This is a genomic window from Micromonospora noduli, assembly GCF_003264365.1.
Classification (GTDB): Bacteria; Actinomycetota; Actinomycetes; order Mycobacteriales; family Micromonosporaceae; genus Micromonospora; species Micromonospora noduli.
In genome coordinates, this window is the sequence record NZ_PYAK01000053.1 from 1 (window position 1) to 25,047 (window position 25,047).

The following is a 25,047-nucleotide window of genomic DNA, read 5'->3' on the forward strand; positions in this document are numbered from 1 at the left end:
GGATCCAGCCCGGCGGCCAGCAGCGCCTGCCGCCAGCCGTCGATCCGACCCACGCTGTCGAACCAGTCGGTCGGCCCATCGCCGGCCAGTCACCGCCACGCGCCGCCGTCCACCAGCCGCCCCCGGCGGCCAGCAGGCCGCCGACCAGGCAGAGCGCCGGCCACTGCCGGCTCACGTCGCCACCGATGTCGGCTACCAGCCCATACCCGCCGCCGGCCGCCACGGCCAGACCGAGCACGCCGAGCAGCGCCCCGAGCACCCGACGCAGGCGGCCCCGGGTGGCCAGCACCGCGCCACCCCCGGCCAAGGTCACCAGGGCCAACGCCGGCAGCCAGGGCAGCAGGCTCGCACCGCTGCGGGTGTCACGCACCGGCGGCAGCGGGGCCGGACGTACCGTCAGCTCGACCGACCAGCTGCGCGTCGCGGCCCACAGCGCCAGGGCCGCGCCGGCCAGGCAGAGCAGCACGGCGTACGTCAACGCGCGCCGGCCCACGACAGACCGCTCCCCGCCGCTCACGAGTTCATCCCTTCGTTCGCGACTGCGGCGCTCCGCTTCGCTGCACTCCTCGCGTTCACCGTGCCGGCCGGAGGGTTTCGGCGGCCGCGATCGCGGCCAGCACGGCCGCTGCCTTGTTCCGCGTCTCCTGGTCCTCGGCGGCCGGGTCCGAGTCGGCCACCACCCCCGCTCCGGCCTGGACGTAGGCGCGACCGTCGCGGATGAGCGCGGTCCGGATGGCGATCGCCATGTCCAGGTCGCCGCCGAAGCCGAAGTAGCCGACGGTGCCGCCGTAGAGGCCACGGCGGACCGGCTCCAACTCCTCGATGATCTCCATGGCGCGCACCTTTGGCGCCCCGGAGAGCGTGCCGGCCGGGAAGGTCGCGGCGAGCGCGTCGAAGGCGCTCTGGTCGTCACGCAGCGTGCCGGTGACGGTGGAGACGATGTGCATGACGTGGCTGTACCGCTCGATGGTGGCGAACTCGGGCACCTCCACGCTGCCGGGCTGACAGACCCGACCCAGGTCGTTGCGGCCGAGGTCGACCAGCATCACGTGCTCGGCTCGTTCCTTCGGGTCGGCGAGCAGCTCGGCGGCGAGCGCGGCGTCGGCGGCGGGGGTGCCGCCCCGCGGCCGAGTGCCGGCGATCGGGTGCAACAACGCCCGGCGCCGCCCGTCCGCGGCCCCGGTGACCTTCAGGTGCGCCTCCGGAGAGGAGCCGACGATGTCGAACCCGTCGAAGCGCAGCAGGTACATGTACGGGCTGGGATTGCTGGTGCGCAGCACCCGGTAGACGTCCAGCGGGTCGGCGTGGGTCGTCCGCTCGAAGCGCTGGGAGAGCACGATCTGGAAGCACTCACCGGCCCTGATCGCCTCCTTGGCCGCCTCCACCGCCTTCGGGTAGCCGCCGTCGGGCGTACGGCAGAGCACCTCGCCGGCCGGCGGACGCTCGACCGTGGAGATCATCGGCGGGATGGGTCGGGACAGCGCCGTGGTCATCGCGTCCAACCGGCCGACCGCGTGGTGGTAGGCGGCGGCGACCTGCGGGGCGCGGTCCTGGGCGTCCAACGGCGGCAGTACCGCGTTGGCGACCAGGATCGCGGAGCCGTCGTAGTGATCGAGCACCACCAGGTCGGTGGCGAGCATCATGCCCAGCTCCGGGACGCCCAGGTCGTCCTCGGTCAGCTCGGGCAACCGCTCGAAGCGCCGGATCAGGTCGTAGCCGAGGTAGCCGACCATGCCCCCGGTCAGCGGCGGCAGACCGTCGGACGGGTCCCCGACCGGGCCGGCCAGCGCCTCCACCGTCTCCCGCAGCATCCGCACCGGGTCACCCTCGGTGCTCAGCCCGGCCGGCGGCTGGCCGAGCCAGGTCGCCACGCCGTCGCGCTCGATCAGGGTCGCGCTGCTGCGTACGCCGATGAACGAGTACCGCGACCAGGCCATGCCGGCCGAGCCGACGCCCTGCTCGGCCGATTCCAACAGGAACGTGCCCGGTCCACCGGCCAACTTCCGGTAAACCCCGACCGGGGTCTCCGCGTCGGCCAGCAGCCGCCGGGTGACCGGCACGACCCGCCAGTCGGCGGCCAGCGCCGTAAAGGTGGCCAGGTCGGGGCTGAGGGTGCCGTCGGTCATCAGCCGACCCGCCTTTCGGTCGCGTCTGCGGTGCCTCGCCGCGCTGCACTCCGCGCGCTCACGGTGCCTCCGTCCCGGTGACGGGCAGCTCGGTGAAGAAGCAGGTCCGGTGCCCGGTGTGGCAGGCCGCGCCGACCTGGTCCACGCTCACCAGCAGCGCGTCCCCGTCGCAGTCCAGGGCGACCGACCGCACGTACTGGTGGTGCCCGGAGGTGGCGCCCTTGACCCAGTATTCGCGGCGGCTGCGCGACCAGTAGGTGGCCCGGCCGGTGGTGAGGGTGCGGTGCAACGCCTCGTCGTCCATCCAGGCGACCATCAGCACCTCACCGGAGTCGTGCGCGCGCACCACTGCGGCGACCAGACCGTCGGCGGTGCGGCGCAGCTGGGCCGCGATGGCCGGGTCGAGCCGGGACGGGCGCGCCGGCGCGGGCGCGGGCAGCTCGTTCGGATCGCTGGGGACGCCGGTCACCGGCGGGTCAGGTACGGGCACAGTCACCAATTCTCCCGCACGCGGCGCGGGCACCGCCGACCGCTCCCGGCAGGGCTGCGGCGGGGGCCCGGCCGGCCGGGCCAGTTGGGCGACGTAGCGGTCCAGCCGGGAGTCGACCAGGGCGGCGGCCAGGTCCGGGCCGGCCGTGTCGGCGATCTCCTCGGCGTACGGTCGGATCAACGGCAGCGTGCCGGCGACCAGCCGTACGGCAGCGGCCCAGAGTTGCCCGGTGGCGCCGGGGCGCAGCCCGAGGCAGAGCAGCATGTCCGTCCGGTAGCCGGATGGTGCCACAGGCAGTTCCAGGGCCGCCGCGAAGGCCGCCCGACGGGAGTGGACCCGCACGGACGGGTTGGCCGGTCGCAGCACCGAGGGGCAGAGCCGCGCCAGGTCGGCGACGGCGAGCCGGACCCCGAGGCGGTCGCCGGCCGCGCGGGCGGAGGCGGCCTTACCCAGCGTGGCGATCATCTCTTCGAGTCGGGGTGGCTCGGCGGGCTGGCAGAGCACCGGCAGGTCGATCCGGGGCCGCCAGTGCGGGTCGGCCCAGAGCAGCCGCGCCGGCGCGGTTACCGGCAGCCCGAACGCCCAGTCGGCCGGTTCGCCCAGTCGGTGCACCCAGGACCGGATGTCCCGGGCGGCCACCGAGACATGGGTGACCTGGCCTGCGGACGCGTCCAGGTAGGCCCGGCGGGCAGCGTAGGGGGCGCCGCCGACCAGGACGTCGAGGTCGACGTCGCTGTGCGCGGTGGCGGCGCGGCGGGCGTGGCTGCCGCGCAACAGGATGCCGACCACCGGCCGCTCGGCGGCCTGCCGCAACCGCGCGGCCCAGTCCTCAAGAAAACCGCTATCCGGTAACGGAGCGTGACCCACCGCGCCATCGTGCCGTACGTCCGATCGGCGCGCAATGCCCGTTGGCGGACTTCGTGTCCGGTCCGGAGCCTACTGCCCGTTCTCGCGCTCCGCGCGACGGTCGGCTCCCCGAAGACCGGCGCGGGCGTTGCGCCCGGCGCGGTATTTCATCTAGCGTTGAGTTCAACAGGTGATGAGTTTCTGTGGAGGTGCGTGATGGACGATGCGATAGCCGTCCGAGACCTGGTCGTGGACCGGGGTGGGCGGCGGGTGCTGGACGGCATCAGCTGCCGGGTCCCGCGCGGCGCGGTCACCGGGCTGCTCGGCCCCAGCGGCAGTGGCAAGACCACGTTCATGCGGGCGGTGGTCGGGGTGCAGCTGGTCAGTGGCGGGACGGTCACCGTGCTCGGCCAACCGGCGGGCACCCCCGCGCTGCGGCACCGGGTGGGCTACCTGACCCAGGCCCCGAGCGTCTACGCCGACCTGACCGTCCGGGAGAACGCCCGCTACTTCGCGGCCCTGTACGGGCGCGGGCGCGTCGAGGCCGACCGGGCGATCAGCGATGTCGGGCTGGCCGAGGCCGCCGGTCAGCTGGTCGGCACCCTCTCCGGCGGTCAACGCAGCCGAGCCTCGCTGGCGTGTGCCCTGGTCGGGGAGCCGGAGCTGGTCATCCTCGACGAGCCGACCGTCGGCCAGGACCCGGTGCTGCGGGCCGACCTGTGGGCCCGCTTCCACGCGATGGCCGCCGCCGGCACCACCCTGCTGGTGTCCAGCCACGTGATGGACGAGGCGGCGCGCTGCGACCAACTGCTGCTGATCCGCCAGGGGCGGTTGATCGCCGACGACAGCCCCGCCGCGATCCGCGCCGCCGCCGGTGTGGACGACCTCGACGAGGCGTTCCTGCGGCTCATCCGGGCCGGCGAGGCCGCCGCCACCAGCACCGACGCGACAGCCGCACGGGAGACAGCATGAACGCGCGAATTCTCGCCGCCACCACCGGCCGCATCCTGCGTCAGCTCCGGCACGACCGGCGGACCATCGCGCTGCTCGTGGTGGTTCCGGCCGTCCTGCTCACCCTGGTCTACTTCATGTACGCCGACCAACCGACCCCGCCCGGCCAGCCGACGACCTTCGACCGGGTCGCGCTGGTGATGCTCGGCATCTTCCCCTTTGTGATCATGTTTCTGGTGACCAGCATCGCCATGCTGCGCGAACGCACCTCGGGCACGCTGGAGCGGCTGCTCACCACACCGCTGGGCAAGCTCGATCTGCTCTTCGGGTACGGCATCGCGTTCGGGCTGGCCGCCGCCGTGCAGGCAGCCGTCGCCGCCGCGGTGGCGTACTGGATCTTCGATCTGGAGACCGCCGGCGGCATCGGGCTGGTGATCGGGATCGCCGTGCTCGACGCGGTGCTCGGCGTCGCCCTCGGGCTGCTGTGCAGTGCCTTCGCGCGCACCGAGTTCCAGGCAGTACAGTTCCTGCCAGTCGTGGTGATCCCCCAACTGCTGCTCTGCGGGCTGTTCGTGGCCCGCGACCAGATGGCCGGCTGGCTCCAGGCGCTCAGTGACGCCTTCCCCCTGTCGTACGCCATCGAGGCGTTGCAGGAGGTCGGCGCCCACGCCGAACCGACCGGCCGGATGTGGCGCGACGTCGCTGTGGTGTTCGGCGCTGTGGTGCTGGCGCTGGTGCTCGCGGCGGCCACCCTGCGCCGACGCAGCGGCTGACCGCCGGCGCCGGGGGCGGCGGCCAGCGCGGCAGCCGACCCCGGCGTGGCCGGGCCCACGACGGGCCGAGGCGGACGAACGAAGGGCGGCGATGACGCGGCGGACCGGCCGGCGACCCGGCAACCCGGGCACCCGGGAGGCGATTCTCGACGCGGCGCGGACGGCGTTCGCCGAACGTGGCTACGACGCCGCCTCGATCCGGGGCATCGCCGCTACGGCGCAGGTCGACCCGGCGCTCGTGCACCACTACTTCGGCAGCAAGGACCAGCTCTTCCTGGCCGCGATGAACTTTCCGGTCGACCCCGGTCAGCTGGTGCCGAAGGTGCTCGCCGGCGACCGGGACGGCGTCGGTGAGCGGATGGTGCGCATCTTCCTCGGCGTCTGGGACTCCCCGACCGGCAGCGCGGCGCAGGCACTGCTGCGCTCCGCGGTGAGCAACGAGTGGACCGCTCGACTGCTGCGTGAGTTCGTCACCACCCAGGTGCTGCGCCGGGTGCTGGAAAACCTCGACGTCGACCCGGTCGAGCTACCGCTGCGGGGCTCCCTGGTGGCCACCCAGATGATCGGCCTGGCCATGATGCGGCACGTGGTGCGCCTTGAGCCGGTCGCCTCGGCGGATCCGGAAACCCTGGTGGCCGCGATCGGCCCCACGATCCAGCGTTACCTCACCGGCCCACTGCCGAGCTGACCCGACAGCGAAGGCGGCAGCCCGACCAGCGGAGGGCGGTCAGCGCGGGGGTCGGGCGTCGGCTGTGAGTCGCAGCGGCGGCAGCAGCCGCGGCAGCTCGGCCGGGTCGGCCACCGGGCCCGGAAAGGCCAGCCGGACCCGACGCCGGGCACCGGGTTGGCCGAGGGCCACCACCAGCCCGTAGCGGTCGATGCGCACCACCCGGGGCGGCCCCTCCGGGGTGTGCTCGGTCAACCCGAGCTGCCGGCGCAGGTACTCCGTCACCTGGGTGCCGTGGCACTCGGCGAGGTCGGCGAGCAGGCGGGCCTCGACCGGGTGCACCGGGTCCGGCTCGGCCTCGGCGTACTCCACCGGGTCGATCCGGTGCACGACGCCGGCCCGCTCCCAGCGGACCTCGACCACCTCGAAGCGGAACAGTCGGAACCGGGTGCCCAGGTCGAGCAGGTCGCCGGTCGGCTCCACCGCGGCGAACTCGACCGCCGCGTGGCGGGCCTCGTCGCCGCGCAGCTCGGCCGCCCAGCCGGACACCCAGGCGCGACCCAGCCCGGGCGCGCCGGCGGCGGGCGGCAGGTCGAGCACGTCGAGCACCACCGCGACGTCGCTGCCCCCGGCGGCCGGTTGCAGGGCGGCGGCCAGATGGCTGGCCACCGGCACCAGCAGCAGCACCCGCCCGTCCGAGTCGGTGACGTGCCGGGCGTGGTGCGGACCCGGCCGGTGGGCCAGGTGCACGAGGCCGGGCAGGCGGCCGGCGACGAGGGTACGGACGATCTCGGCGGAGTTGGGCCGCATGGGTGCGACCTCCTTCAGAGGTTAGGCTTACCTAACCCGGAGCCTAGAGCACCCGCCCGTCGACGTCCACCACACCGCCGCACCTCACCGGGTCTGTTCCAGCCAGGAGGCGTAGAGCAGGCCGTACACCGAGTCGGCGTCGCGAACCAGCTCGTCGTGCGGGCCGCGCTGCACCACCCGGCCCCGGTCCACCACGATCACCTCGTCGGCGGCCTGCGCCGTGGAGAGCCGGTGCGCGATGGCGAGGGTGGTCCGGCCCCGGGTGACCGCGTCCAGCGTGCGTTGCAACCGCACCTCCGTCGCCGGGTCCACCGCGCTGGTCGCCTCGTCGAGCACCAGCAGGTCCGGGTCGGCCACGTACGCGCGGGCCAACGCGACGAGCTGCCGCTCCCCGACGCTGAGCGCCTCGCCGCGCTCCCCGACCGGAGTGTCCAGGCCCGCCGGCAGACCCTCCAGCCAGTCCGACAGGCCCAGCTCGGTGAAGGCGGCGCTCAACTGCTCGTCGGTCAACTCCGGCCGGGCGAACCGGACGTTGTCCCCCACTGTCGCGTCGAAGAGGAACCCGTCCTGCGGCACCATCACCACGCGGGAGCGCAGCGAGCCGAACCGGACGTCGGTCAGCGGCACCCCGGACAGCAGCACCGCCCCGTCCGACGGGTCCATCAGTCGGGTCAGCAACTTGGCGAACGTGGTCTTGCCGCTGCCGGTCTCACCGACCACCGCCACCCGGCTCTTGGCCGGGATCTCCAGGTCGATGTCGTGCAGCACCGGCGGACCACCCGGATAGGCGAACCGCACACCGGAGAACCGGATGTCCAGCGGCCCGCCCGGCAGCTCCCGCCCCTGCTCCCCCGGGTCGGCCACGTCCGGGGCTACGTCCAGCACGTCCAGCACCCGACGCCAACCCGCGATCGCGTTCTGCGCCTCGTTGAGCACCTCGGTGGCGATCTGCACCGGCTGGATGAACAGCGTCACCAGGAAGAGGAACGCGGTCAGCTGGCCGATCGACAGCGTGCCGTCCACCCCCAACAGCACGCCGAGCACCACCACGCCGGCCAGCGCCACCCCCGCCGCCAACTCCCCGACCGAGCTGCCCACGATGCTGATCCGGATCGCCCGCTGCTGCGCCAGCCGCTGCCTGTCGATCGCCTCGTCCAGCCGCCGCTCGGTGCGCCCGGCGATCCCGTACGCCCGGATCACCGGCGCGCCCACCACGCTCTCGCCGATCGCGCCGAGCAACGTCCCGGTGCGTTGACGCACCGTCGCGTACGCGCTGCCGAGGCGACGTTGCAGCTGCCGGATGACGAACACCGCCGGCAGGAACGCGGCCAACACCACCACTGTCAACTGCCAGGAGTACGCCAGCATGACGGCGGTGGTGACCACCAGCTGACCGAGGTTGACCAGCAGGATCACCCCGCCCCACTGGAGGAACTGGGTGATCTGGTCCACGTCGCTGGTGACCCGCGAGACCAGCGAACCGCGCCGCTCCGACTGCTGGTGCAACATCGACAGGTCGTGCACGTGGCGGAACGCGCGCGTGCGGACGTTGGCCAGAGCCGTCTCGCTGACCGTGAACAGCCGGCGCATCATCAGGTAGCCGCAGATCGTGGTGATCGTCAGGATCGCCGCGGTGATCGCCACCACCGTCCAGACCACGTTCAGATCCAGACCACCGACGAGGCCCCGGTCGATGCCCTGCTGCACGGCGACCGGCACGGCAACCCGACCGACCATGTAGACCAACGCCAGGGCCAACGTGCCGGCCAGACCGATCCGTAGCTCCGGCGAGAGCGCCAGGCCCCGACGCAGGGTCTGCCAGGTCGTCTCCTGCCGGGCCTCCGGCGTGTCACTCGTTTCCGTGGTCGCGCTCACCGGGCCCGCCTCTCGTTCGCGACTGCGGGACTCCGCTGCGCTGCACTCCTCGCGCTCACCGGTCTGGCCTTTCGTTCGCGACTGCGGGGCTCCGCTGCGCTGCACTCCTCGCGCTCACCGGTCCACCTCGATCTCCAGGCCCGACGGCAGCGGTGCCACGTCGTCGCCGTAGGAACTTTCCTGTGCCCGCTCCACCTCGGCCTGCTCGTAGGCGGTGACCAGGTCGACGTAACCGGGCACGGTGGCCAACAACTCGGTGTGGGTGCCCCGGGCGACCACCCGTCCCTGCTCCACGTAGATGACCTCGTCGGCGAGCGCGATGGTGGCCCGGCGGTACGCCACCACCAGGATCGACGCGGCCGGAACTCCCGCCTGCGTGGTCGACGACCGCAGCCCCGCCAGGATGGCCGCCTCCACTCGAGGATCGACAGCGCTTGTCGCGTCGTCGAGCACCAGCAGGCGCGGTCGACCGGCCAGCGCGCGGGCCAGTGTGAGCCGCTGCCGCTGACCGCCGGAGAGCGAGGTGCCCCGCTCGCCGACCATGGTGTCCAGACCATCGGGCAGCGCGGCGACGAACCCGTCCGCCTCGGCCAGCCGCAGCGCCGCCCAGACCACCTCGTCGTCGACACCGGGCCGGTCGAGGGCGATGTTGGCGCGCACCGTGTCGTCGAAGATGAAGGGCACCTGGGCGACCAGGGCCACCGTGCCGGCCAACGACGCGGAGGTCAGCTCGCGCACGTCCACGCCGTCCAGGCTCACAGTGCCGGAGTCCGGGTCGACGAGGCGCACCGCCAGCGAGGCGATGGTGGACTTGCCGGCGCCGGTCGGCCCCACCAGGGCCACCGTCTTACCGGACGGCACCGTGAAGCCGACCTCGCCGAGGACCTGCGCGCCGGGCGGGTGCGCTTCGGCCGGCGGGTAGGAGTAGTGCACGTCGGTGAAGGTGAGGGTGGCCGGGCCGGCGCCGGCCGGGTCGAGCACCCGCTGCCCGTACGGCATCTCGCCGGTGGCGTCGAGCACCCGGCGCACCCGGTCCCACCCGGCGACGCTGCGCGGCAGCTCGGCCAGCACCCAACCGATGGCCCGCACCGGGAAGGCCAGCACTGTGAAGAGGAAGGCCACGCTGACCAGCTCGGTCACGCTGATCGCGCCCTGGCGCAGCCGGAACGCCCCGACCACCAGTACGGCCAGGGTGCCGAGGCTGGGCAGTGTCTCCAGCAGCGGGTCGAAGATGCCGCGCAGCCGGCCGACAGCGATCAGCGAGTCGCGCAGCTCACCGGCGCGGCCCGCGAACCGGGCGGTCTCCTGGGCCTCGCGGCCCATCGTCTTGACCACCAGGGCGCCGTCGAAGCTCTCGTGGGCGATGCCGCTGACCTCGGCGCGCAGGCGCTGCGCCCGGGCCTGCCGGGGGGCCATCCGGCGGGAGTAGACGACGTTGAGCGCGAACAGCGCGGGGAAGACCGCGAGCCCGACCAGGGCGAGCGCCCAGTCGGTGGCGAAGAGCGACACGATCGCGCCGACCAGCATCACCAACGTGCCGACGGCGAACGGCAGCGGCGCGATCGGGTACCAGGCCGCCTCCACGTCGGAGTTGGCGTTGGAGAGCAGGGTGCCGGTGGAGTTGCGGTGGTGCCAGGACAGCGGCAGCTCCAGGTACCGACGGGTCACCCTGCGGCGGTAGGAGGCCTGGAGGCGGTACTGCATGTAACCGGCGCCGAGCCGGCGGCCGAAGATGCCCGCCACCCGCAGCACGCTGATCCCGAACAACGCGGCCGCGGCCAGCGCCAGGGTGCCGGCGCCCACCTCGCCGCGTTCGATGGCCGGAAGCGCCACCTCACCGATGACCGACCCGACCACCCGGGCGCTGACAATGATCATCCCGCCGAAGAGCACGCTGCCGACGACCGCCACCGCGAAGATCCGCGGCTGCTCACGGATCGCCTGCCGCAGGACCCCCAGCCCTCGACTGAGAACGTCCCGACTTGTCTTGCTCGCCACGCTCTCCCCCGCCGTAAGCCGCAATTATCTCCCTCATCCTTACCGGTCGGGGCCAGTGCCGCCGACCCTGACTGGATATGTCGACCATCACGTACCGGACGGCGGCCTGCCGCAGGCGCCGACCGCCGTCCGGTGTCGCGCGCCGACGGGCCACCGGGCCTACGATCGGGCCATGCCGCGGTACGCCCGAGCCGAGCGCGAGGCGCTGGCCGATCTTCTACTGGCCCTCGGGCCGGACGCCCCGACCATCAACGAGGGCTGGGCGACCCGTGACCTCGCCGCGCATCTGGTGCTGCGGGAGCGCCGTCCGGACGCGGCGGGTGGGATCGTGCTGCCGCCGCTGCGCGGCTATTCCGAGCGGGTCCGTCGGCGACTCGCCGCACGGCCCTACCCCGAGCTGGTGGCACAGGTGCGCCGACCGCCGCTGTGGAGCCCGGTCAGCAACCCGCTGACTGACGAGTTGGCCAACACGATGGAGTTCTTCATCCATCACGAGGACGTCCGGCGGGCCGGCACCGGGTGGCAGCCGCGCGTTCTGCCCACCGGCCTGCAGAGCGCGCTCTGGAAACGCGCGGCCCCGATGGCCCGGCTGGCACTGCGGCGCTTTCCGGCCGACCTCTACGTGCAGGCGCCCGGCCACGGTGAGGTCTCCCTCGGTCGCGGTGGTGAGCCACTGCGCCTGGTCGGCGCCCCGGCCGAGTTGGTGCTGTTCTTCTCCGGCCGGCAACGGGTGGCCCGGGTCCAACTGAACGGCTCGGCGGAGGCTGCTCGGCGGCTGCGCGCCGCCAACCTGGGCATGTGACCGCCTGTACTTAAACGGTCACGATATGCCTGTGGAATTTCCACACCCAACGATACACGCCGATAGCTTCTCCCGTACGCTTCACCGCGCCGCTCCGCGCCGGGCGGCACGGAGTGGGGGCACACTGTGCGGGACTTCGCGATTTCGGCGCTGCGGGAACCCCCGTTTCCCACGGGGCGCCACGGCGCCACGGACCAGGTGGCGAGTGAAAGCATCGAATGGGCGCGCACGTTCGGGCTGGTCGATTCCAGCCAACGCGTACACCGCCTGGAACGGGCCGACGCCGCCGGACTGGCCGGCCGCGCCTGCCCGGACGGCTCGGTGGACGGCCTACGGCTGCTCACAGACCTGATCAGCTGGCTCTTCGTGATGGACGACGCCTGCGACGAGGACGGCCTCGGTGCCGACCCGGCCCGACTGGGCCCGGCGATCAGCACCCTGCTCGACGTGCTGGACCGCTGCGGTGACCCGTACGTCGCACCGCCCGCCGTCGGGCCACTGGGCGACGCGCTGCACGACCTCTGCCGCCGGACCCGACTGCACGATCACGCCGGACTGCTGCTGCGGTTCGTCAGCCAGATGCGCGAGTACCTGCTGGCGCTGCTCTGGGAGGCGGGCAACCGGGAACGTCGGCGCGTACCCGAGGTGGCGGAGTACGTGCAGCTGCGCCGGCACATCGGCGGCGTGCACCCCTGCCTCACCCTGACCGACCTGGCGTCGACGCGGCCCTCCGGGCCGGCCCAGCGCGCCGACCCGGGGCTGGTCGCCCTGGACCTGCTGGCGGTGGACCTGGTCTGCTGGTGCAACGACCTCTTCTCCTACGGCAAGGAGAGCCAGGCCGACCCGGACGCGCACAACCTGGTCACGGTGCTCGCCAAGGACAGCGGCACGGACGAGGTGACAGCGCTCCGGAGTGCGGCACACCGGTTCAACCAGGGGTTGGCGACGTACCTGGACGCGGAGGGGGCGCTGCGCGCCGCCGGCGACGACGGGATCCGCGACGCCCTGGCGGCCCGGCGCAACTGGGTCCGGGCGACCTACGACTGGTCAGTGGTGGCTGCCCGGTACGCCTGATCGGCCGTACCGGTTGATGGGATGGGACGGACGATCACCAGGGCTAGTGCGGTGTCCATGAACGTTCACCGGGTGTCCGGTGGTCGTTGTGGATCCTCGCCTTGTGGGCGAGCGACTCCCCACCGAGTGGTGGGGCGGGCCACCGCGGGCCAACTGATCCTCGCGCCACGCGTGGGCGGCGGGGATCACGTCGGGACTGGCCGGCACCGGGAAGATGCCGTCCGGCTCGACGGTGCGTGAGCACCTCCGACAACACAACAGCTGTCGGGGTGGTGGGTCCGCCGCCCGGGCTACGGGTGGCGATGGTGGCAGCCGCGACCAGGTCACGGTGCCCGGAAAACCGGCAGTGCGGGCAGGACAGGGTCCGCCCACGGGGTTTCGGTACCCGCCGCTGGCAGGCAGGGCAGGTCGAGGACGTGCCACGTTCGTTCACGAGACACAGCGTGATACCGGACAGCGTGGCCTTGTCGGTGAGGACCTGCAAGAGCCGACCGACCTGCCACTGCCGCAACCGCAACCGCAACCGCAGGTTGTGCCGCCGCCCGGCCTCGATGTCAAGCACCCCACGCGGGTCCCCGACGCGCAGCTCACCGATACGCTGTTCTACCGCCCACGACACGACCGAACGGGCGGCTTCGTGCTGGGCCTGACGGACCCTGCGCCGATGCCGGCCCTCCACCATGCGGGCGCGGCGCCGGTACTTGCGCCACCGCCGCGAACCCCGCTGACCCGGCTTCGGCGCCCGGCGAGCGACCGCCCGGCGGCGGGCTTTCGTGTCAGCCAGGTGCATGCGGTGCTCCGCGCGGATCGCCCGCCCTGACACCAGCAACCCCGCACCGTCCGGGCCCGTCACCGCGTACGGATGGATGATCCCCAGGTCCACCCCAGCGACCCGACCCGGGTCCGGTCCAGCGCCGACCGGATAGGTCGCGATCGGAATCTCAGCACTCAAATCCAAGAACAGCCGACCGCCCTCACACAGCAGCGTGATCGAGCGGACCTGCTCAAGCGGGTACGGCACCTCCCTCGCCAACCTCACCCACAACGGCGCCGCGCCCCTGCCCACCGGGATCCGGACCCGACGCCCGTCCAGGACGAACGTGCCGTGATGCCAACGCACCGGCACCAACCCCCGTCGCCGACGCGGGAACCCCGCCGACACGTCACGTCCTTACGCCGCTTCGCTGCCGCGAACCACGCGTCGGAAAACCGGCGCAACACCGACCGGGCCCCCGCCGAGTCCAACTCGGCGAACGTGCCCGGCCCCGAGGCCGCCAACTCCCGACACAACTCCTGATAGCCGGACAACGGCGCGTCCCGACGGCGGCGCCGCCACGCGTTCACCTCCAACACACACGCCCACACATCACCAGCCGAACGCAGCAACCCAAAACACCGCCGCCGCTGCCCTGGCGTCACCCGCAACGCCACCCGCGCGGTGCGATACACCACCCGAGGCGCGGCCGGATCCCGACGACGAGGCATAACCAAACCCAACACCATCGGTACGACAAAACCCCCCGGCCGCCAACCCGGCAAACGTAAATGGACACCGCACTAGCCGATGCACGGTGCCACGCAATACTCTTCGGTAACCATCATGACGTGACGACCGTCACGCCACCACCCCCGAAGGCGGCTACAGCGATGGCTCTCGATGTACCGTACCGCTCCATCCCGGACATGTTCCTCAAGCGCGTGGCGGCCACCCCCGACCGGTCCGCGTTCGCGTCCCCGAACTCCGACGACTCGGGGCCCGTCTGGCTGACCTGGGCGCAGGTCGGCCAGCGCGCCAAGGCGGTCGCCGCCGGCCTGCACGGCCTGGGCGTCGGCCAGGAGGACCCGGTCGCGATCCTCGCCAACACCCGGCTGGAATGGGTGATCGCCGACCTCGGCATCATGTGCGCCGGCGGCGCGACCACCACCGTCTACCCGACCACCGAGCCGGCCGACGCGACGTACATCATCGCCGACTCCGGGTCGAAGGTGCTGTTCGCGGAGAACCCGGCCCAGGCGGCGAAGATCGCCGGGGCATCCCTGCCCGCGCTCACCCACGTGGTGCTCCTCGACGGCGCCGTCGACCCGAACGCCGCGATCGCGCAGTTGACGCTCGCCGACCTGGAGGAGCGCGGCACCCAGGCGCTGGCCGCCGAGCCGGAGCTGATCGACATGCTGGTGGCCGGCATCGGCCCGGACCACCTGGCCACCCTGATCTACACCTCCGGCACCACCGGCCAGCCCAAGGGCGTCGAGCTGCTGCACGGCGGCTGGTGCTGGGAGGCCGTGGCGCAGGCGGAGGTCGGGCTGCTACGCGACGACGACCTGCAGTACCTGTGGCTGCCGCTGGCCCATTCGTTCGGCAAGACCCTGCTCTGCGGCGCCATCCACGTCGGCCTGCCCACCTACGTCGACGGGCGGGTGGACAAGCTGGTCGACCTCCTCTCGGTCATCCGTCCGACGCTGATGTGCGGCGCTCCCCGGGTGTTCGAGAAGGTCTACAACAAGGCCGTGACCACCGCGCAGGGCGCCGGTGGCGCGAAGGCGAAGATCTTCGGCTGGGCCGTCGGCGTCGGCAAGGAGAAGGTCACCCTGGAGCAGGCCGGCAAGCCGGTGCCGGCCGGGCTGAAGCTGCGCTACGGGCTGGCCGAGAAGCTGGTGTTCAGCAAGCTCCAGGCCCGCCTGGGCGGCCGGATGCGGGTGCTGGTGTCCGGCGCTGCGCCGCTCAGCCCGGAGATCGCCACCTTCTTCGCCGCCGCGAACCTGCCGATCTCCGAGGGCTACGGTCTGACCGAGACCAGCGCGGGCAACTTCGTCAACCCGCCGGCCGGGCTGCGGATCGGCACCGTGGGCCGGGCGATGGGCGACCTGGAGTGCAAGATCGACACCGACGGGGAGATCCTGGTACGGGGTCGGCCGGTGATGCGCGGCTACCACAACCTGCCGGAGGAGACCGCCGCCTCGTTCACCGAGGACGGCTTCTTCCGTACCGGTGACATCGGCTCCCTGGACGAGCAGGGCTACCTCCGCATCACCGACCGCAAGAAGGACCTGGTCAAGACCTCGGGCGGCAAGTACATCGCGCCGTCGCACATCGAGGGGATGTTCAAGGCCATCTGCCCGTACACCTCGCAGGCGGTCGTCGTCGGTCAGGCCCGCAACTTCTGCACCATGCTGGTCACCCTGGACCCGGACGCCATCCGGGGCTGGGTCGCCGGCGGTCCGCTCGAAGGACGCAGCTACACCGAGATCGTCGCGTCGGCCGAGGCCCAGACGATGGTCGAGGAGTACGTCGCCCAGCTCAACGCCAAGCTCAACCGCTGGGAGACGATCAAGAAGGTGGCCATCCTGCCGCGCGACCTGACGATCGAGGACGGCGAGATCACCCCGTCGTTGAAGATCAAACGACGTGGGGTGGAGAGCAACTTCGCCGCCGAGATCGACAAGATGTACGCGGGCACGCTCGCCGAGCTGTGAGCCGGCCGAGGGTCCCGTGCCGGCGAGGAAGCCGGCACGGGGCCCTCACAGGTGGTGGCCCCGCCACCTCGTGTGCTCCTCCTCCGCGGCGAGCTGCTCCTCGAACGCCGTCTGCCGAACGCCGGCGCGGCGCCGGGAGTCGACGACCGTCTGCGCGGCCACGACCAGCGCCGCGGCCAGGGCCAACATGCCCAACGCGATCAGCTCGGGCAGCGACCCGGCAACCGGCACCAGCGCGACCAGCAGCAGGATCCCGCCGATGGTGGGCCAGCGGGGGGCGCCGAGCATCAGCCGGCCGAGCACGATGAGCGCGAGCAGGTAGAGCGCGACCCCTCCGTAGAGCGCCAGCAGGTCGAAGCTCGGCAGCGGAACGCCCCAGCTCGGTGTGGTGGGATCGGCGCCTTCGTGGATCAGCCCCTTGAGACCGAGCGCGAAGAGGATGACGCCGGCGATGACCGGCAGGTGCAGGTAGCTGTAGGCGTTGCGGGCCAGGATGGCGCGCGCGTCCGGGTCGCGGGTGCGGTGCAGGGTCTGTTCCATGCCGAGCGCCAGGGTGTCGAAGTACGCCCACCACATCGCGGCGGCCACCGCGATGCCGAGGACCGCGGCGAACAGCACCGGCCAGGTCAGCGGCAGACCCGCGCTCGCGCCGGGGCTGAACCCGAGCGCGATGATGGCCTCGCCGAGGGCGACCAGGACGATCTGACCGTGCCGCTCGGCCCAGTGCCCGGCGGAGAGCACCGTCCACCCGGTGCCCCGCAGCGCCAGTCCGGCCCCGTACTCCACGCCAATGGCCGCGAGCCAGCACAGCAGGCGGGCCACCGACTCGGCTGTTCCGTCGAAGAGCCGCTGCGGCAGCAACCCGGCGACCACGATGAGGCCCGTGGCCACGAGCGCCGGCAGGGCGAGCAGCTGCCAGCGTCGGCGCACGTCGCGGTTCCGGCGGCCGATCCACAGGAAGATCACACTCTCGCTCACCCGCACCAGGAAGTAGCAGGTTGCGAAGACCAGCGGACCGAACAGCCCACCGGGACGGTCGACGAACGCCTTCGGCAGACTCAACGCCAGCACGAAGGCGGCGGCGATGGTGACGAAGCCGACCGCCGGGACGATGCCCTGGTCGGTACGGATCAGATTGCCCAGCACGGCGAACCCCGACCAGCACCACCAGAGCAGGGCCAGCAGCACCAGGCACCGGACCAGGCCCCGGGCGGTCGGATTGTCGGAGGTGGCCGTGGTGACGTGCAGGAACGCGAAGACGAAGACCAGGTCGTAGAAGAGCTCCAGCGGGGTCGCCCGCGAGCCCGGCGCACTCCGGCGGACTCCGCGTGTCCCGCCACCCTGGTCCACCAGGAGAGTCTGGCAGCCGAACCAGGGCGAATGACATATTCCCGGCATAATGGTGCCGGCGGATGCCGATGGTTTGTTGGGCGCCGGCTCAGGCGATGACGGCGGGCTCCCGCCACCGCTGGCGGCCGGCCCGGTCCAGGTCGTAGCGGATCGCCGCGATCCGCCCGACGGCCTCCACGAGGTCCGCCGCGGGCAGTGTGAAGGGCAGCCGCAGGAAGCGCTCCAGGGTGCCGTCCAGGCCGAACCGGGGGCCGGGGGCCAGCCGTACGCCGACCTCCTCCGCGGCCCGGGCCAGCGCGCTCGAGACCGGGCCGTCCAACTCGGCCCAGAGCGTCACGCCACCCCGTGGCACGGTGACCCGCCACTCCGGCAGTTGGTGCGCCAGCGCGCCGAGCAGGGCGTCGCGCTGGACGGCCAACTGGACGCGGCGGTCGGCGACGATGGCCTCGGCGTCGGCGAGCAGGTGCACCGCGACCAGTTGGTCCAGCACCGGGCTGGCCATGTCGACCCCGACCCGCACGGCGGCCAGCCGCTGCACCTGCGGCGCGGACGCGCGCACCCAGCCGATCCGCAGGCCACCCCAGTAGGGCTTGCTCATCCCGCCGATGCTGACCACGCGGCTGTGCCGGTCGTAGGTGGCGACCGGGGGTGGCACCTCGGTGCCGTCCATGGACAGGTCCACGAAGGACTCGTCGATGATCAGATCGGTGCCGACCGCGTGCGCGGCGGCCACCACGCGCTCGCGCAGCGAGGCGGGCATCAGGTGCCCCGTCGGGTTCTGGAACTCCGGAATCAGGTAGGCCAGCTTGGGCCGGGTCTGTCGGAGACTGCCCAGCAGCAGGTCGGGCTCCCAGCCGGCGTCGGCGGCCAGCCCGTGGGTGCTGATCCGGGCCCGCCGGCCGGCCAGCGCGGCGAGGGCGTTGGGGTAGGTCGGGGACTCGACCAGCACGGTGCCGCCCGGGGCCAGGGCGAGCCGCAGCACCAGATCCAGTGCGTGCTGGGTGCCGCTGGTGACCATGATCTGGTCGGCCGAGGTGGGCAGACCCCGCGCGGTGTACGCGTCGGCCACCGCCTCGCGCAGCTCGATGATGCCGGTCGGGTGGTAACCGGCCCCGCTCAGGTAGCGGGGCAGGTCCTCGGCGGCGGCCCGCGCGGCCGACAGCAGTTGCGGCGGGGCGGCCAGCGCCGCCACGCCGAGGTCGAGCATCTCCCGGTCGTCCAGCGGGGTCCAGAGGCCGGTGCTGGCCACCCGGTGGTTGCCGGGCAGCATCGTCCAACTGCCGGCGCCCCGCCGGCTGGCCAGGTGCCCGGTCTCGCGTAGCTGCCGGTAGGCGGCGGTGACAGTGGTCCGGCTGATCCGCAGCGCCTCGGCCAGCTCCCGTTCGGCCGGGAGGCGGACGCCCAGCGGCAGCCGGCCGTCGGCGAGCAGCCCGCGCACCGAGCCGGCCAGCGCGGCGTAGTCCGGGCTGCGGCGGCGGCCCGGCAGGGCATGCCACTGCCCGAGCAGACGGGCCAATTGGACGCCGCGCACCTGCCCAGTCATAGCCACTCCTCCGATATTGGCTTCTTCCTCGACGAGGATTGGCACCTAGGGTGGCATGCATGGCACTGCTTGGCAATCTGCGGCACCGGCCGGTTCGACGGTTGGTCCAGCTCTACCTCGGGCTCACGCTCTACGGCGTCAGCATGGCCCTGATGATCCGTTCCGATCTGGGCCTCGACCCGTGGGACGTGTTCCACCAGGGGCTCTCCGAGCTGACCGGGCTCTCCTTCGGCACTGTCACCATCGGCGTCGGCGCGCTGGTCCTGCTGCTCTGGATCCCGCTGCGGCAGCGGCCCGGCCTCGGCACGGTCAGCAACGTCGTGGTGATCGGTCTGGTCGTGGACGCCACACTGGCCCTGCTGCCCGCGGCTGGCCCGCTCAGCGTCCAGATCGCGATGCTGGTCACCGGGATCGTCGCCAACGGCGCGGCCACCGCTCTCTACCTCGGCGCCCAGTTGGGGCCCGGCCCCCGCGACGGTCTGATGACCGGGTACGTGGCCCGCCGGCCCGGCCGGTCGATCCGACTGGTGCGCACCGTCATCGAGGTCACAGTGCTGGCGCTGGGCGCGCTGCTCGGCGGCACCGTCGGCGTGGGAACCGTCGCGTACGCGCTCGCCATCGGTCCGTTGGCCCAGTTCTTCATCCCGCTGTTCGCCGTGCCGGAGGGCACCGAGCCGGACAGCGCCGCGCCCCAGCCGGGCAACCCCGCGCCGGCCACCCCGGCCGGCTGAACCCTCACCGACCGTCCGCGAACCGGTACGTGGCGGTGGTACCGCGCACCTGTTGGCGGGTGGGTGTTCCCTTCCGCGACGCGCGCCGTCATCATCTCTGCATGGGGGAGAACGGTTGGCGCTGGAACGACGCCTGGATCTTCGTGTCGCTAGTCATCGCGAGCGGTGCCGGACGGCACCGTCGGTCGGCGACAAGCCGGCGGCCGGAGGGCGTCCGCCTGACCGACGTGCTCTCCACCGCCGATCACCTCAACCACGCGATTCCGCAGCGACACGAGGTGGAGGCCGCGGTCCAGCGGCTGGTCGGCGCCGGGCTGGTCAGCGTCGCCGACGGCTGGTTCCGGATCACCGCCGAGGGTGAGCAGCTGTGGCGTACCCGCCCACGCGCGGGTGTGGCGACCATGGTGGACACCGTGCAGGGAGTGTTGACCCGCCGGCACGCGCCCGGCAGCGCGGACTGGATCCTGGACGAGGCCGACCACGCGGCTGCCGTCCAGGAGTACGCGGTCCGTTCGATTCCCACCCCGCGTCGGTCACCGGAGGGGCACTCCGGGGAGCGCTGAGCTGCTCAGCGCACCGGATGGCCGCCGAGGCGCAGCGCGTCCTTGACCTCGGCGACGGTCAGCTCGCCGAAGTGGAAGACGCTGGCGGCGAGCACCGCGTCCGCGCCGGCGCCGATCGCGGGCGGAAAGTGGGCCACCTCGCCGGCGCCTCCACTGGCCACCACCGGCACGTCCACCACCGCGCGCACCGCGGCGATCAGCTCCAGGTCGAAGCCCGCCTTGGTGCCGTCGGCGTCCATCGAGTTGAGCAGGATCTCCCCCGCGCCCAACTCGGCGCCCCGGTGCGCCCACCACACGGCGTCGATGCCGGTGCCACGCCGACCCCCGTGGGTGGTGACCTCGAAGCCGCTGGGCGTGCCGCCGTTCGGCGAGCGCCGCACGTCGAGGGAGAGCACGAGCACCTGCCGGCCGAACCGGTCGGCGATCTCGGCGATCAGCTCCGGACGGGCGATGGCGGCGGTGTTCACGCCGACCTTGTCCGCACCGGCGCGCAGCAGCGTGTCCACGTCGGCGACCTGCCGGACCCCACCGCCGACGGTCAGTGGGATGAACACCGACTCGGCGGTGCGGCGCACCACGTCGAGCATGGTGCCCCGGTCGCTGGAGGACGCGGTGACGTCGAGGAAGGTCAACTCGTCCGCGCCGGCCCGGTCGTACGCGGCGGCCAGCTCCACCGGATCGCCGGCGTCACGCAGGTCGAGGAAGTTGACCCCCTTGACCACCCGCCCGGCGTCCACGTCCAGACAGGGGATCACCCGTACCGCCACCGTCATGCCGCGAGCCTATCCTCCGCACGCGGCACGGCGGTCGACCCGATCGGGTCGACCGCCGTGAGAGAGGTCTGCGTCACACGCGGACGAGCATCTTGCCGAGGTTGTCGCCGCGCAGCACGCCGATGAACGCCTCCGGAGCGTTCTCGATGCCGTCCACGATCGTCTCGTCGTAGGACAGCGTGCCGTCGCGCAGCCAGCCCGAGACGTCGCGCACGAACGCCGCCCGCACGTCGTTGTGGTCGTTGACCAGGAAGCCGCGCAGGGTGAGCCGCTTGCCGATGACCAGCGCCAGGTTGCGCGGGGCGGCCGGCGGCTCGGTGGCGTTGTACTGCGAGATCATGCCGCAGATGGCCGCCCGGCCGTGCAGGTTCATGGCCGAGATCGCGGCCTCCAGGTGGTCACCCCCGACGTTGTCGAAGTAGACGTCGACGCCCTCCGGGGCGGCCGCCCGCAGCGACTCGCGGACCCCGTCGTGGTAGTCGAAGGCGGCGTCGAAGCCCAGCGCCCGCAGCCGCTCGACCTTGGCCGGCGAGCCGGCACTGCCGATCACCCGGCCGGCACCCTTGAGCTTGGCGATCTGGCCGACCAGGCTGCCCACCGCGCCAGCCGCGGCGGAGACGAAGACCGTCTCGCCGGGCTTCATCGCGGCCACCTCCAGCAGACCGGCGTACGCGGTCAACCCGGTCATGCCGAGCACGCTCAGGTACGCGCTGACCGGGGCGATGCTCGGGTCGACGGGGCGGGCCGCGGCGGCGTCGAGCAGCGCGTACTCCCGCCAGCCCAGCCCGTGCAGGACCGTGGTCCCGACGGCGATGTCCGCCGCCTCGCTGGCCACCACCTCACCGATCGCGGCACCGTCGAGCGGCGCGTCGAGCGCGAACGGCGGCACGTACGACTTGACGTCGTTCATCCGTCCGCGCATGTACGGGTCGACGGACATGTACTGGTTGCGGACCACGATCTGGCCCGGTCCGGGCGTCGGGACCTCGGTCTCGACGAGCCGGAAGGTGTCTTCGGTGGGCCAGCCCTGGGGGCGGCTGGCCAGGTGGATCTCACGGTTGCTGGTCACGGTGTGGTCGTCCTCTCGTCCGCGGATGGGGGCCTGGGGCCGCGAGGTCACGCGGACAGGGTCTCGCGGACGGTCAGGGTCACGTCGACGTTGCCACGGGTGGCGTTGGAGTACGGGCAGACCTGGTGGGCCTGCTCGACGATCTGCTCGGCGACCTCGCGGGGCGCGGCGGGCAGGTCGACGACGAGCCGCACGGTGAGCCCGAAGCCGCCGCTGCCGTTCGGGCCGATGCCCACCTCGGCGCCGACCACGGAACCTGTCACGTCGGCCTTGGCCCGGCGGGCCACCAGCCGCAGCGCGCTGTGGAAGCAGGCCGCGTAACCGGCGGCGAAGAGCTGCTCGGGGTTGGCCGCGCCACCGGCGCCGCCCATCTCCTTCGGCACGGCCAGGTCGAGGGCGAACGTGCCGTCGGAGGTCTCGACGTGGCCGTCCCGGCCGTCGCCGGTGGCGGTCGCGGACGCGGTGTAGACAACCTGCATGGTGGTCACTGCTCCTTCTGTCGGTGGATGGTGTCGGTGACCCGGGTGAGGGTGTCGCGCAGCGCGACGAGCTCGTCGAAGCCCAGCCCGGTGGCCTGCGCGATCCGCAGCGGGACATCGCAGACCCGCTCGCGCAGCGCCCGGCCCTGCTCGGTGAGGCCCACCTCGACCCGCCGCTCGTCACGGGCCGACCGCCGCCGCACCACCAGACCCGCCCCCTCCAGCCGTTTGAGCAGCGGGGAGAGCGTGCCGGAGTCCAGCCGCAGCTCGGTGCCCAACTCGGACACCGTGGGGGCGTCGTCGGGACGCTCCCAGAGCACCAGCAGCGCCAGGTACTGCGGGTAGGTCAGACCGACCTCGTCGAGGATCGGCCGGTAGACGTCGGTCAGTGCGCGCGACGCGGCGTAGAGCGCGAAGCACACCTGCCGGCGCAGCACCAGGTCATCGGTCACCACTGAAAGGTAGCCCACAATTAAGTTGTGCACAACTTATCGGGCTGCGGAACGGCCCAGCGGGCCACCCGGGCGGGTACCTCAGCGATCGCCGAGGTACGCCTCCAACTCCACCTCGACCAGGTGCTCCGGGTCCAGCAGACCGGCCACCACCACCAGGGTGGCCGCCGGCCGGACCGCGCCGAAGACCGCGTTGTGCGCCCGACCCACCTCGTCGGCGTGCAGCCGGTCCGTCACGTACATCCTGGTCCGGACCACATCACCCGGCTCCGCACCCACCTCGGCGAGCGCGGCCAGCCCGATCCGCAGCGCCTGCGCGGTCTGCGCGGCCGCGTCACCGACGTGCACCACCCGGCCGTCCACAGTCGCCGTGCAACCGGCCGTCCAGGCCCGCTCACCGGCCCGGACCACCCGGGAGTACCCGTATCGCTGCTCCCACGGGCCGCCCGACCCCAGCCGGGTCGTCGTCACGCCTCGGCCAGCGTCCGCAGCGCCTCGGCCACAGTGAATGCACCCGCGTAGAGCGCCTTGCCGGCGATCACGCCCTCCACCCCGGCCGACTCCAGAGTCGCCAACGCCCGCAGGTCGTCCAGGGTGGACACCCCGCCCGAGGCGATCACCGGCCGGTCCGTACGGGCACACACCTCGCGCAGCAGATCCAGGTTCGGCCCGCGCATCGTGCCGTCCTTGGTGATGTCGGTGACCACGTACCGACTCGCGCCCGCCTTGTCCAACCGCTCCAGCACCTCGTACAGGTCACCACCGTCGCGGGTCCAACCCCGCGCCGACAGGGTGTGACCCCGCACGTCCAACCCGATGGCCACCCGGTCGCCGTACTCCGCGACCACCCGGTCACACCAGACCGGGTCCTCCAGGGCGGCGGTCCCGATGTTCACCCGGGCCGCTCCGGTGCCCAGCGCCGCGCGCAGCGACTCGTCATCACGGATGCCCCCGGAGAGCTCCACCTTCACGTCCAACTGGCGCACCACCTCCGCGAGCAGGTGCGCGTTGGTGCCCCGGCCGAACGCCGCGTCCAGGTCGACCAGGTGGATCCACTCCGCGCCGTCCTGCTGCCAGGCCAGCGCCGCGTCCAACGGGTCGCCGTAGATGCTCTCGCTTCCGACGGCGCCCTGCACGAGCCGGACGGCCCGGCCGTCAGCGACATCCACGGCGGGTAACAGGGTGAGGCTCAAGGTCTTCTCCTCGATCAGGTACGACGGTCCAGGGCGATCACCACGATCGCCGGCAGTACGAGCAGCAGGAGCACGATCAGCGCGATACGCAACGCCAGGTTGTCGACGAACGTCCAGATCAGGATCAACGCCGCGCCGGTGAGCAGCACGATCGCGGCCCGCTCACCCCGAGTGTGCCGGGCCAGCCGCCCGGAGCGACCCCGCCGCAGCCGCGGCGTCAAGCTGCGGACCACAGCGCGACGGCGCTGCCGCCGGGCGACCTGGCGCTGCCGGACCGCCCGCTCCCGGGCCTGCTCCGCCTCCCGCTCCGCCCGCCGGCGGGCGCGCTCCCGGCTCACCGCGACGCCCGCCGCTCGGGCACCGCGCGACGGCGCTCAGTCACCGCTGGGCAACGTGGCGAGCCAGTTGCGCAGCAGCGCGGCACCGGTGTCGGCGGACTTCTCCGGGTGGAACTGGGCCGCCGACAACGAGCCACGCTCCACCGCCGCGACGAAATCCGTGTCGTGGTGGGCGGTGGTCACCGTGGCGCCGGCAGCGGCCAGCGCCGCCGGGTCGCCCATCGCGTACGAGTGGACGAAGTAGAACCGGCTCTGCTCCGTCAACCCGGCGAACAGCACCGACTCCCGCGGCGCCCGAACCGTGTTCCAGCCCATGTGCGGCAACCGGTTGGCGGCCAGCCGGGTCACCCCGCCGGGCAGCAGCCCCAGCCCCTTGGTCACCACGCCGTGCTCGTCACCGTGCTCGAAAAGCACCTGCATGCCCACGCAGATGCCGAGCACCGGCCGGCCGGCAGCCACCCGTTCGGCGATCACCGGGCCGGCGCCCAGCGCCTCGATCCCCGCCATGCACGCCGCGTACGCGCCCACACCCGGCACCACCAGACCATCGGCGGCAGCCGCCGCAGCCAGGTCGTCGGTCACCCGGACGTCCGCTCCGGCGGCGGCCAGCGCCCGCTCCGCCGAGCGCAGGTTGCCCGAGCCGTAATCGAGCACCACCACGTCACTCATG

General features: G+C 72.6%; 25 protein-coding genes and 1 pseudogene. 8 read left to right on the forward strand and 18 right to left on the reverse strand.

From position 1 onward, the window contains the following. From GUI43_RS27015 to GUI43_RS34745, 4 genes and pseudogenes are all read right to left on the reverse strand, one after another. The coding region (locus tag GUI43_RS27015) for a Trp biosynthesis-associated membrane protein (protein ID WP_112700069.1) at window positions 1–517 on the reverse strand (517 nt) is incomplete at its 3' end. A 55-nt stretch (window positions 518–572) separates the two neighbouring features. Next, window positions 573–2,126, reverse strand: coding sequence for an anthranilate synthase component I (locus GUI43_RS27020; RefSeq protein ID WP_112700060.1), 1,554 nt, complete (start codon window positions 2,124–2,126; stop codon window positions 573–575). A 58-nt stretch (window positions 2,127–2,184) separates the two neighbouring features. Next, complete coding sequence (hisI, locus tag GUI43_RS34740; protein WP_112582823.1) at window positions 2,185–2,616, reverse strand: phosphoribosyl-AMP cyclohydrolase; 432 nt, start codon at window positions 2,614–2,616, stop codon at window positions 2,185–2,187. 186 nt (window positions 2,617–2,802) lie between these two features. After that, a pseudogene (locus tag GUI43_RS34745) lies at window positions 2,803–3,081 on the reverse strand (phosphoribosyl-AMP cyclohydrolase); the annotation flags it as partial. A gap of 597 nt (window positions 3,082–3,678) precedes the next feature. Here GUI43_RS34745 and GUI43_RS27030 point away from each other — a divergent pair. From GUI43_RS27030 to GUI43_RS27040, 3 genes are all read left to right on the forward strand, one after another. Further along, entirely contained in the window at window positions 3,679–4,434 is a 756-nt protein-coding gene (locus GUI43_RS27030) for an ABC transporter ATP-binding protein (RefSeq protein ID WP_112700061.1), read from the forward strand. Beyond that, the gene (locus GUI43_RS27035) at window positions 4,431–5,186 is read left to right on the forward strand and encodes an ABC transporter permease (RefSeq protein WP_112582720.1); all 756 of its coding nucleotides are present in this window, start codon (window positions 4,431–4,433) and stop codon (window positions 5,184–5,186) included. The genes GUI43_RS27030 and GUI43_RS27035 overlap by 4 nt, the downstream gene beginning before the upstream one ends. 91 nt (window positions 5,187–5,277) lie before the next feature. Continuing rightward, entirely contained in the window at window positions 5,278–5,874 is a 597-nt protein-coding gene (locus tag GUI43_RS27040) for a TetR/AcrR family transcriptional regulator (protein ID WP_112582721.1), read from the forward strand. A gap of 39 nt (window positions 5,875–5,913) precedes the next feature. Here GUI43_RS27040 and GUI43_RS27045 read toward each other — a convergent pair whose 3' ends face one another. The 3 genes from GUI43_RS27045 to GUI43_RS27055 all read right to left on the reverse strand — a co-directional run bounded on the left by GUI43_RS27045 (window position 5,914) and on the right by GUI43_RS27055 (window position 10,536). Next, on the reverse strand, window positions 5,914–6,663 hold the full coding sequence (locus tag GUI43_RS27045) for a DUF2470 domain-containing protein (RefSeq protein WP_112582722.1): 750 nt from the start codon (window positions 6,661–6,663) through the stop codon (window positions 5,914–5,916). 84 nt (window positions 6,664–6,747) lie between these two features. After that, on the reverse strand, window positions 6,748–8,538 hold the full coding sequence (locus GUI43_RS27050; protein ID WP_112700062.1) for an ABC transporter ATP-binding protein: 1,791 nt from the start codon (window positions 8,536–8,538) through the stop codon (window positions 6,748–6,750). 114 nt (window positions 8,539–8,652) lie between these two features. Beyond that, complete coding sequence (locus GUI43_RS27055; protein ID WP_112582724.1) at window positions 8,653–10,536, reverse strand: ABC transporter ATP-binding protein; 1,884 nt, start codon at window positions 10,534–10,536, stop codon at window positions 8,653–8,655. A 172-nt stretch (window positions 10,537–10,708) separates the two neighbouring features. Here GUI43_RS27055 and GUI43_RS27060 point away from each other — a divergent pair, with 172 nt between their 5' ends. Together GUI43_RS27060 and GUI43_RS27065 are read left to right on the forward strand one after the other, a co-directional pair. Continuing rightward, a complete protein-coding gene (locus GUI43_RS27060; RefSeq protein WP_112700070.1) occupies window positions 10,709–11,338 on the forward strand; it encodes a TIGR03085 family metal-binding protein in 630 nt (209 codons plus the stop codon). Window positions 11,339–11,536: 198 nt separating this feature from the next. Continuing rightward, window positions 11,537–12,412: a terpene synthase family protein gene (locus GUI43_RS27065; protein ID WP_225855049.1), complete on the forward strand. Its 876-nt coding sequence runs from the start codon at window positions 11,537–11,539 to the stop codon at window positions 12,410–12,412. Window positions 12,413–12,455: 43 nt separating this feature from the next. On the opposite strand, the gene GUI43_RS35180 is transcribed toward GUI43_RS27065, so the two are convergent. Continuing rightward, on the reverse strand, window positions 12,456–13,574 hold the full coding sequence (locus GUI43_RS35180) for an RNA-guided endonuclease TnpB family protein (protein WP_112700064.1): 1,119 nt from the start codon (window positions 13,572–13,574) through the stop codon (window positions 12,456–12,458). A 485-nt stretch (window positions 13,575–14,059) separates the two neighbouring features. Between GUI43_RS35180 and GUI43_RS27075 the strand changes: the two genes are divergently transcribed. Further along, on the forward strand, window positions 14,060–15,886 hold the full coding sequence (locus GUI43_RS27075) for an AMP-dependent synthetase/ligase (protein WP_112582727.1): 1,827 nt from the start codon (window positions 14,060–14,062) through the stop codon (window positions 15,884–15,886). Window positions 15,887–15,931: 45 nt separating this feature from the next. Here the strand turns inward: GUI43_RS27075 and GUI43_RS27080 are convergent, their stop codons facing one another. Together GUI43_RS27080 and yczR are read right to left on the reverse strand one after the other, a co-directional pair. Continuing rightward, entirely contained in the window at window positions 15,932–17,236 is a 1,305-nt protein-coding gene (locus GUI43_RS27080; protein ID WP_225855050.1) for a low temperature requirement protein A, read from the reverse strand. An 88-nt stretch (window positions 17,237–17,324) separates the two neighbouring features. Next, a complete protein-coding gene (yczR, locus tag GUI43_RS27085; protein ID WP_112582729.1) occupies window positions 17,325–18,779 on the reverse strand; it encodes a MocR-like transcription factor YczR in 1,455 nt (484 codons plus the stop codon). Between the two features lie 59 nt (window positions 18,780–18,838). Here yczR and yczE point away from each other — a divergent pair, with 59 nt between their 5' ends. Both yczE and GUI43_RS27095 read left to right on the forward strand, forming a co-directional pair. Then, window positions 18,839–19,510, forward strand: a complete 672-nt coding sequence (gene yczE, locus GUI43_RS27090; RefSeq protein WP_112700065.1) for a membrane protein YczE — start codon at window positions 18,839–18,841, stop codon at window positions 19,508–19,510. Window positions 19,511–19,611: 101 nt separating this feature from the next. Continuing rightward, entirely contained in the window at window positions 19,612–20,073 is a 462-nt protein-coding gene (locus tag GUI43_RS27095) for a hypothetical protein (protein ID WP_091407765.1), read from the forward strand. A gap of 5 nt (window positions 20,074–20,078) precedes the next feature. Here GUI43_RS27095 and hisF read toward each other — a convergent pair whose 3' ends face one another. The 8 genes from hisF to hisH all read right to left on the reverse strand — a co-directional run bounded on the left by hisF (window position 20,079) and on the right by hisH (window position 25,046). After that, window positions 20,079–20,846 carry an imidazole glycerol phosphate synthase subunit HisF gene (gene hisF / locus GUI43_RS27100; RefSeq protein ID WP_112582731.1) on the reverse strand — a complete coding sequence of 256 codons (768 nt, stop codon included), beginning with the start codon at window positions 20,844–20,846 and terminating at the stop codon, window positions 20,079–20,081. Between the two features lie 73 nt (window positions 20,847–20,919). Beyond that, window positions 20,920–21,915: an NADP-dependent oxidoreductase gene (locus tag GUI43_RS27105; RefSeq protein ID WP_112700071.1), complete on the reverse strand. Its 996-nt coding sequence runs from the start codon at window positions 21,913–21,915 to the stop codon at window positions 20,920–20,922. Between the two features lie 47 nt (window positions 21,916–21,962). Continuing rightward, complete coding sequence (locus tag GUI43_RS27110; protein WP_112582825.1) at window positions 21,963–22,394, reverse strand: organic hydroperoxide resistance protein; 432 nt, start codon at window positions 22,392–22,394, stop codon at window positions 21,963–21,965. A 5-nt stretch (window positions 22,395–22,399) separates the two neighbouring features. Further along, window positions 22,400–22,846, reverse strand: coding sequence for a MarR family winged helix-turn-helix transcriptional regulator (locus GUI43_RS27115; RefSeq protein WP_112582826.1), 447 nt, complete (start codon window positions 22,844–22,846; stop codon window positions 22,400–22,402). An 81-nt stretch (window positions 22,847–22,927) separates the two neighbouring features. Continuing rightward, the gene (locus GUI43_RS27120; protein ID WP_112582733.1) at window positions 22,928–23,317 is read right to left on the reverse strand and encodes a RidA family protein; all 390 of its coding nucleotides are present in this window, start codon (window positions 23,315–23,317) and stop codon (window positions 22,928–22,930) included. Then, complete coding sequence (priA, locus tag GUI43_RS27125) at window positions 23,314–24,039, reverse strand: bifunctional 1-(5-phosphoribosyl)-5-((5-phosphoribosylamino)methylideneamino)imidazole-4-carboxamide isomerase/phosphoribosylanthranilate isomerase PriA (protein ID WP_091407754.1); 726 nt, start codon at window positions 24,037–24,039, stop codon at window positions 23,314–23,316. Before priA ends, GUI43_RS27120 begins: the two co-directional genes overlap by 4 nt. Window positions 24,040–24,053: 14 nt before the next feature. Beyond that, a complete protein-coding gene (locus GUI43_RS27130) occupies window positions 24,054–24,377 on the reverse strand; it encodes a hypothetical protein (RefSeq protein WP_091407752.1) in 324 nt (107 codons plus the stop codon). A gap of 36 nt (window positions 24,378–24,413) precedes the next feature. Further along, window positions 24,414–25,046, reverse strand: a complete 633-nt coding sequence (gene hisH / locus GUI43_RS27135; RefSeq protein ID WP_091407748.1) for an imidazole glycerol phosphate synthase subunit HisH — start codon at window positions 25,044–25,046, stop codon at window positions 24,414–24,416. Window position 25,047: the final 1 nt, after the last annotated feature.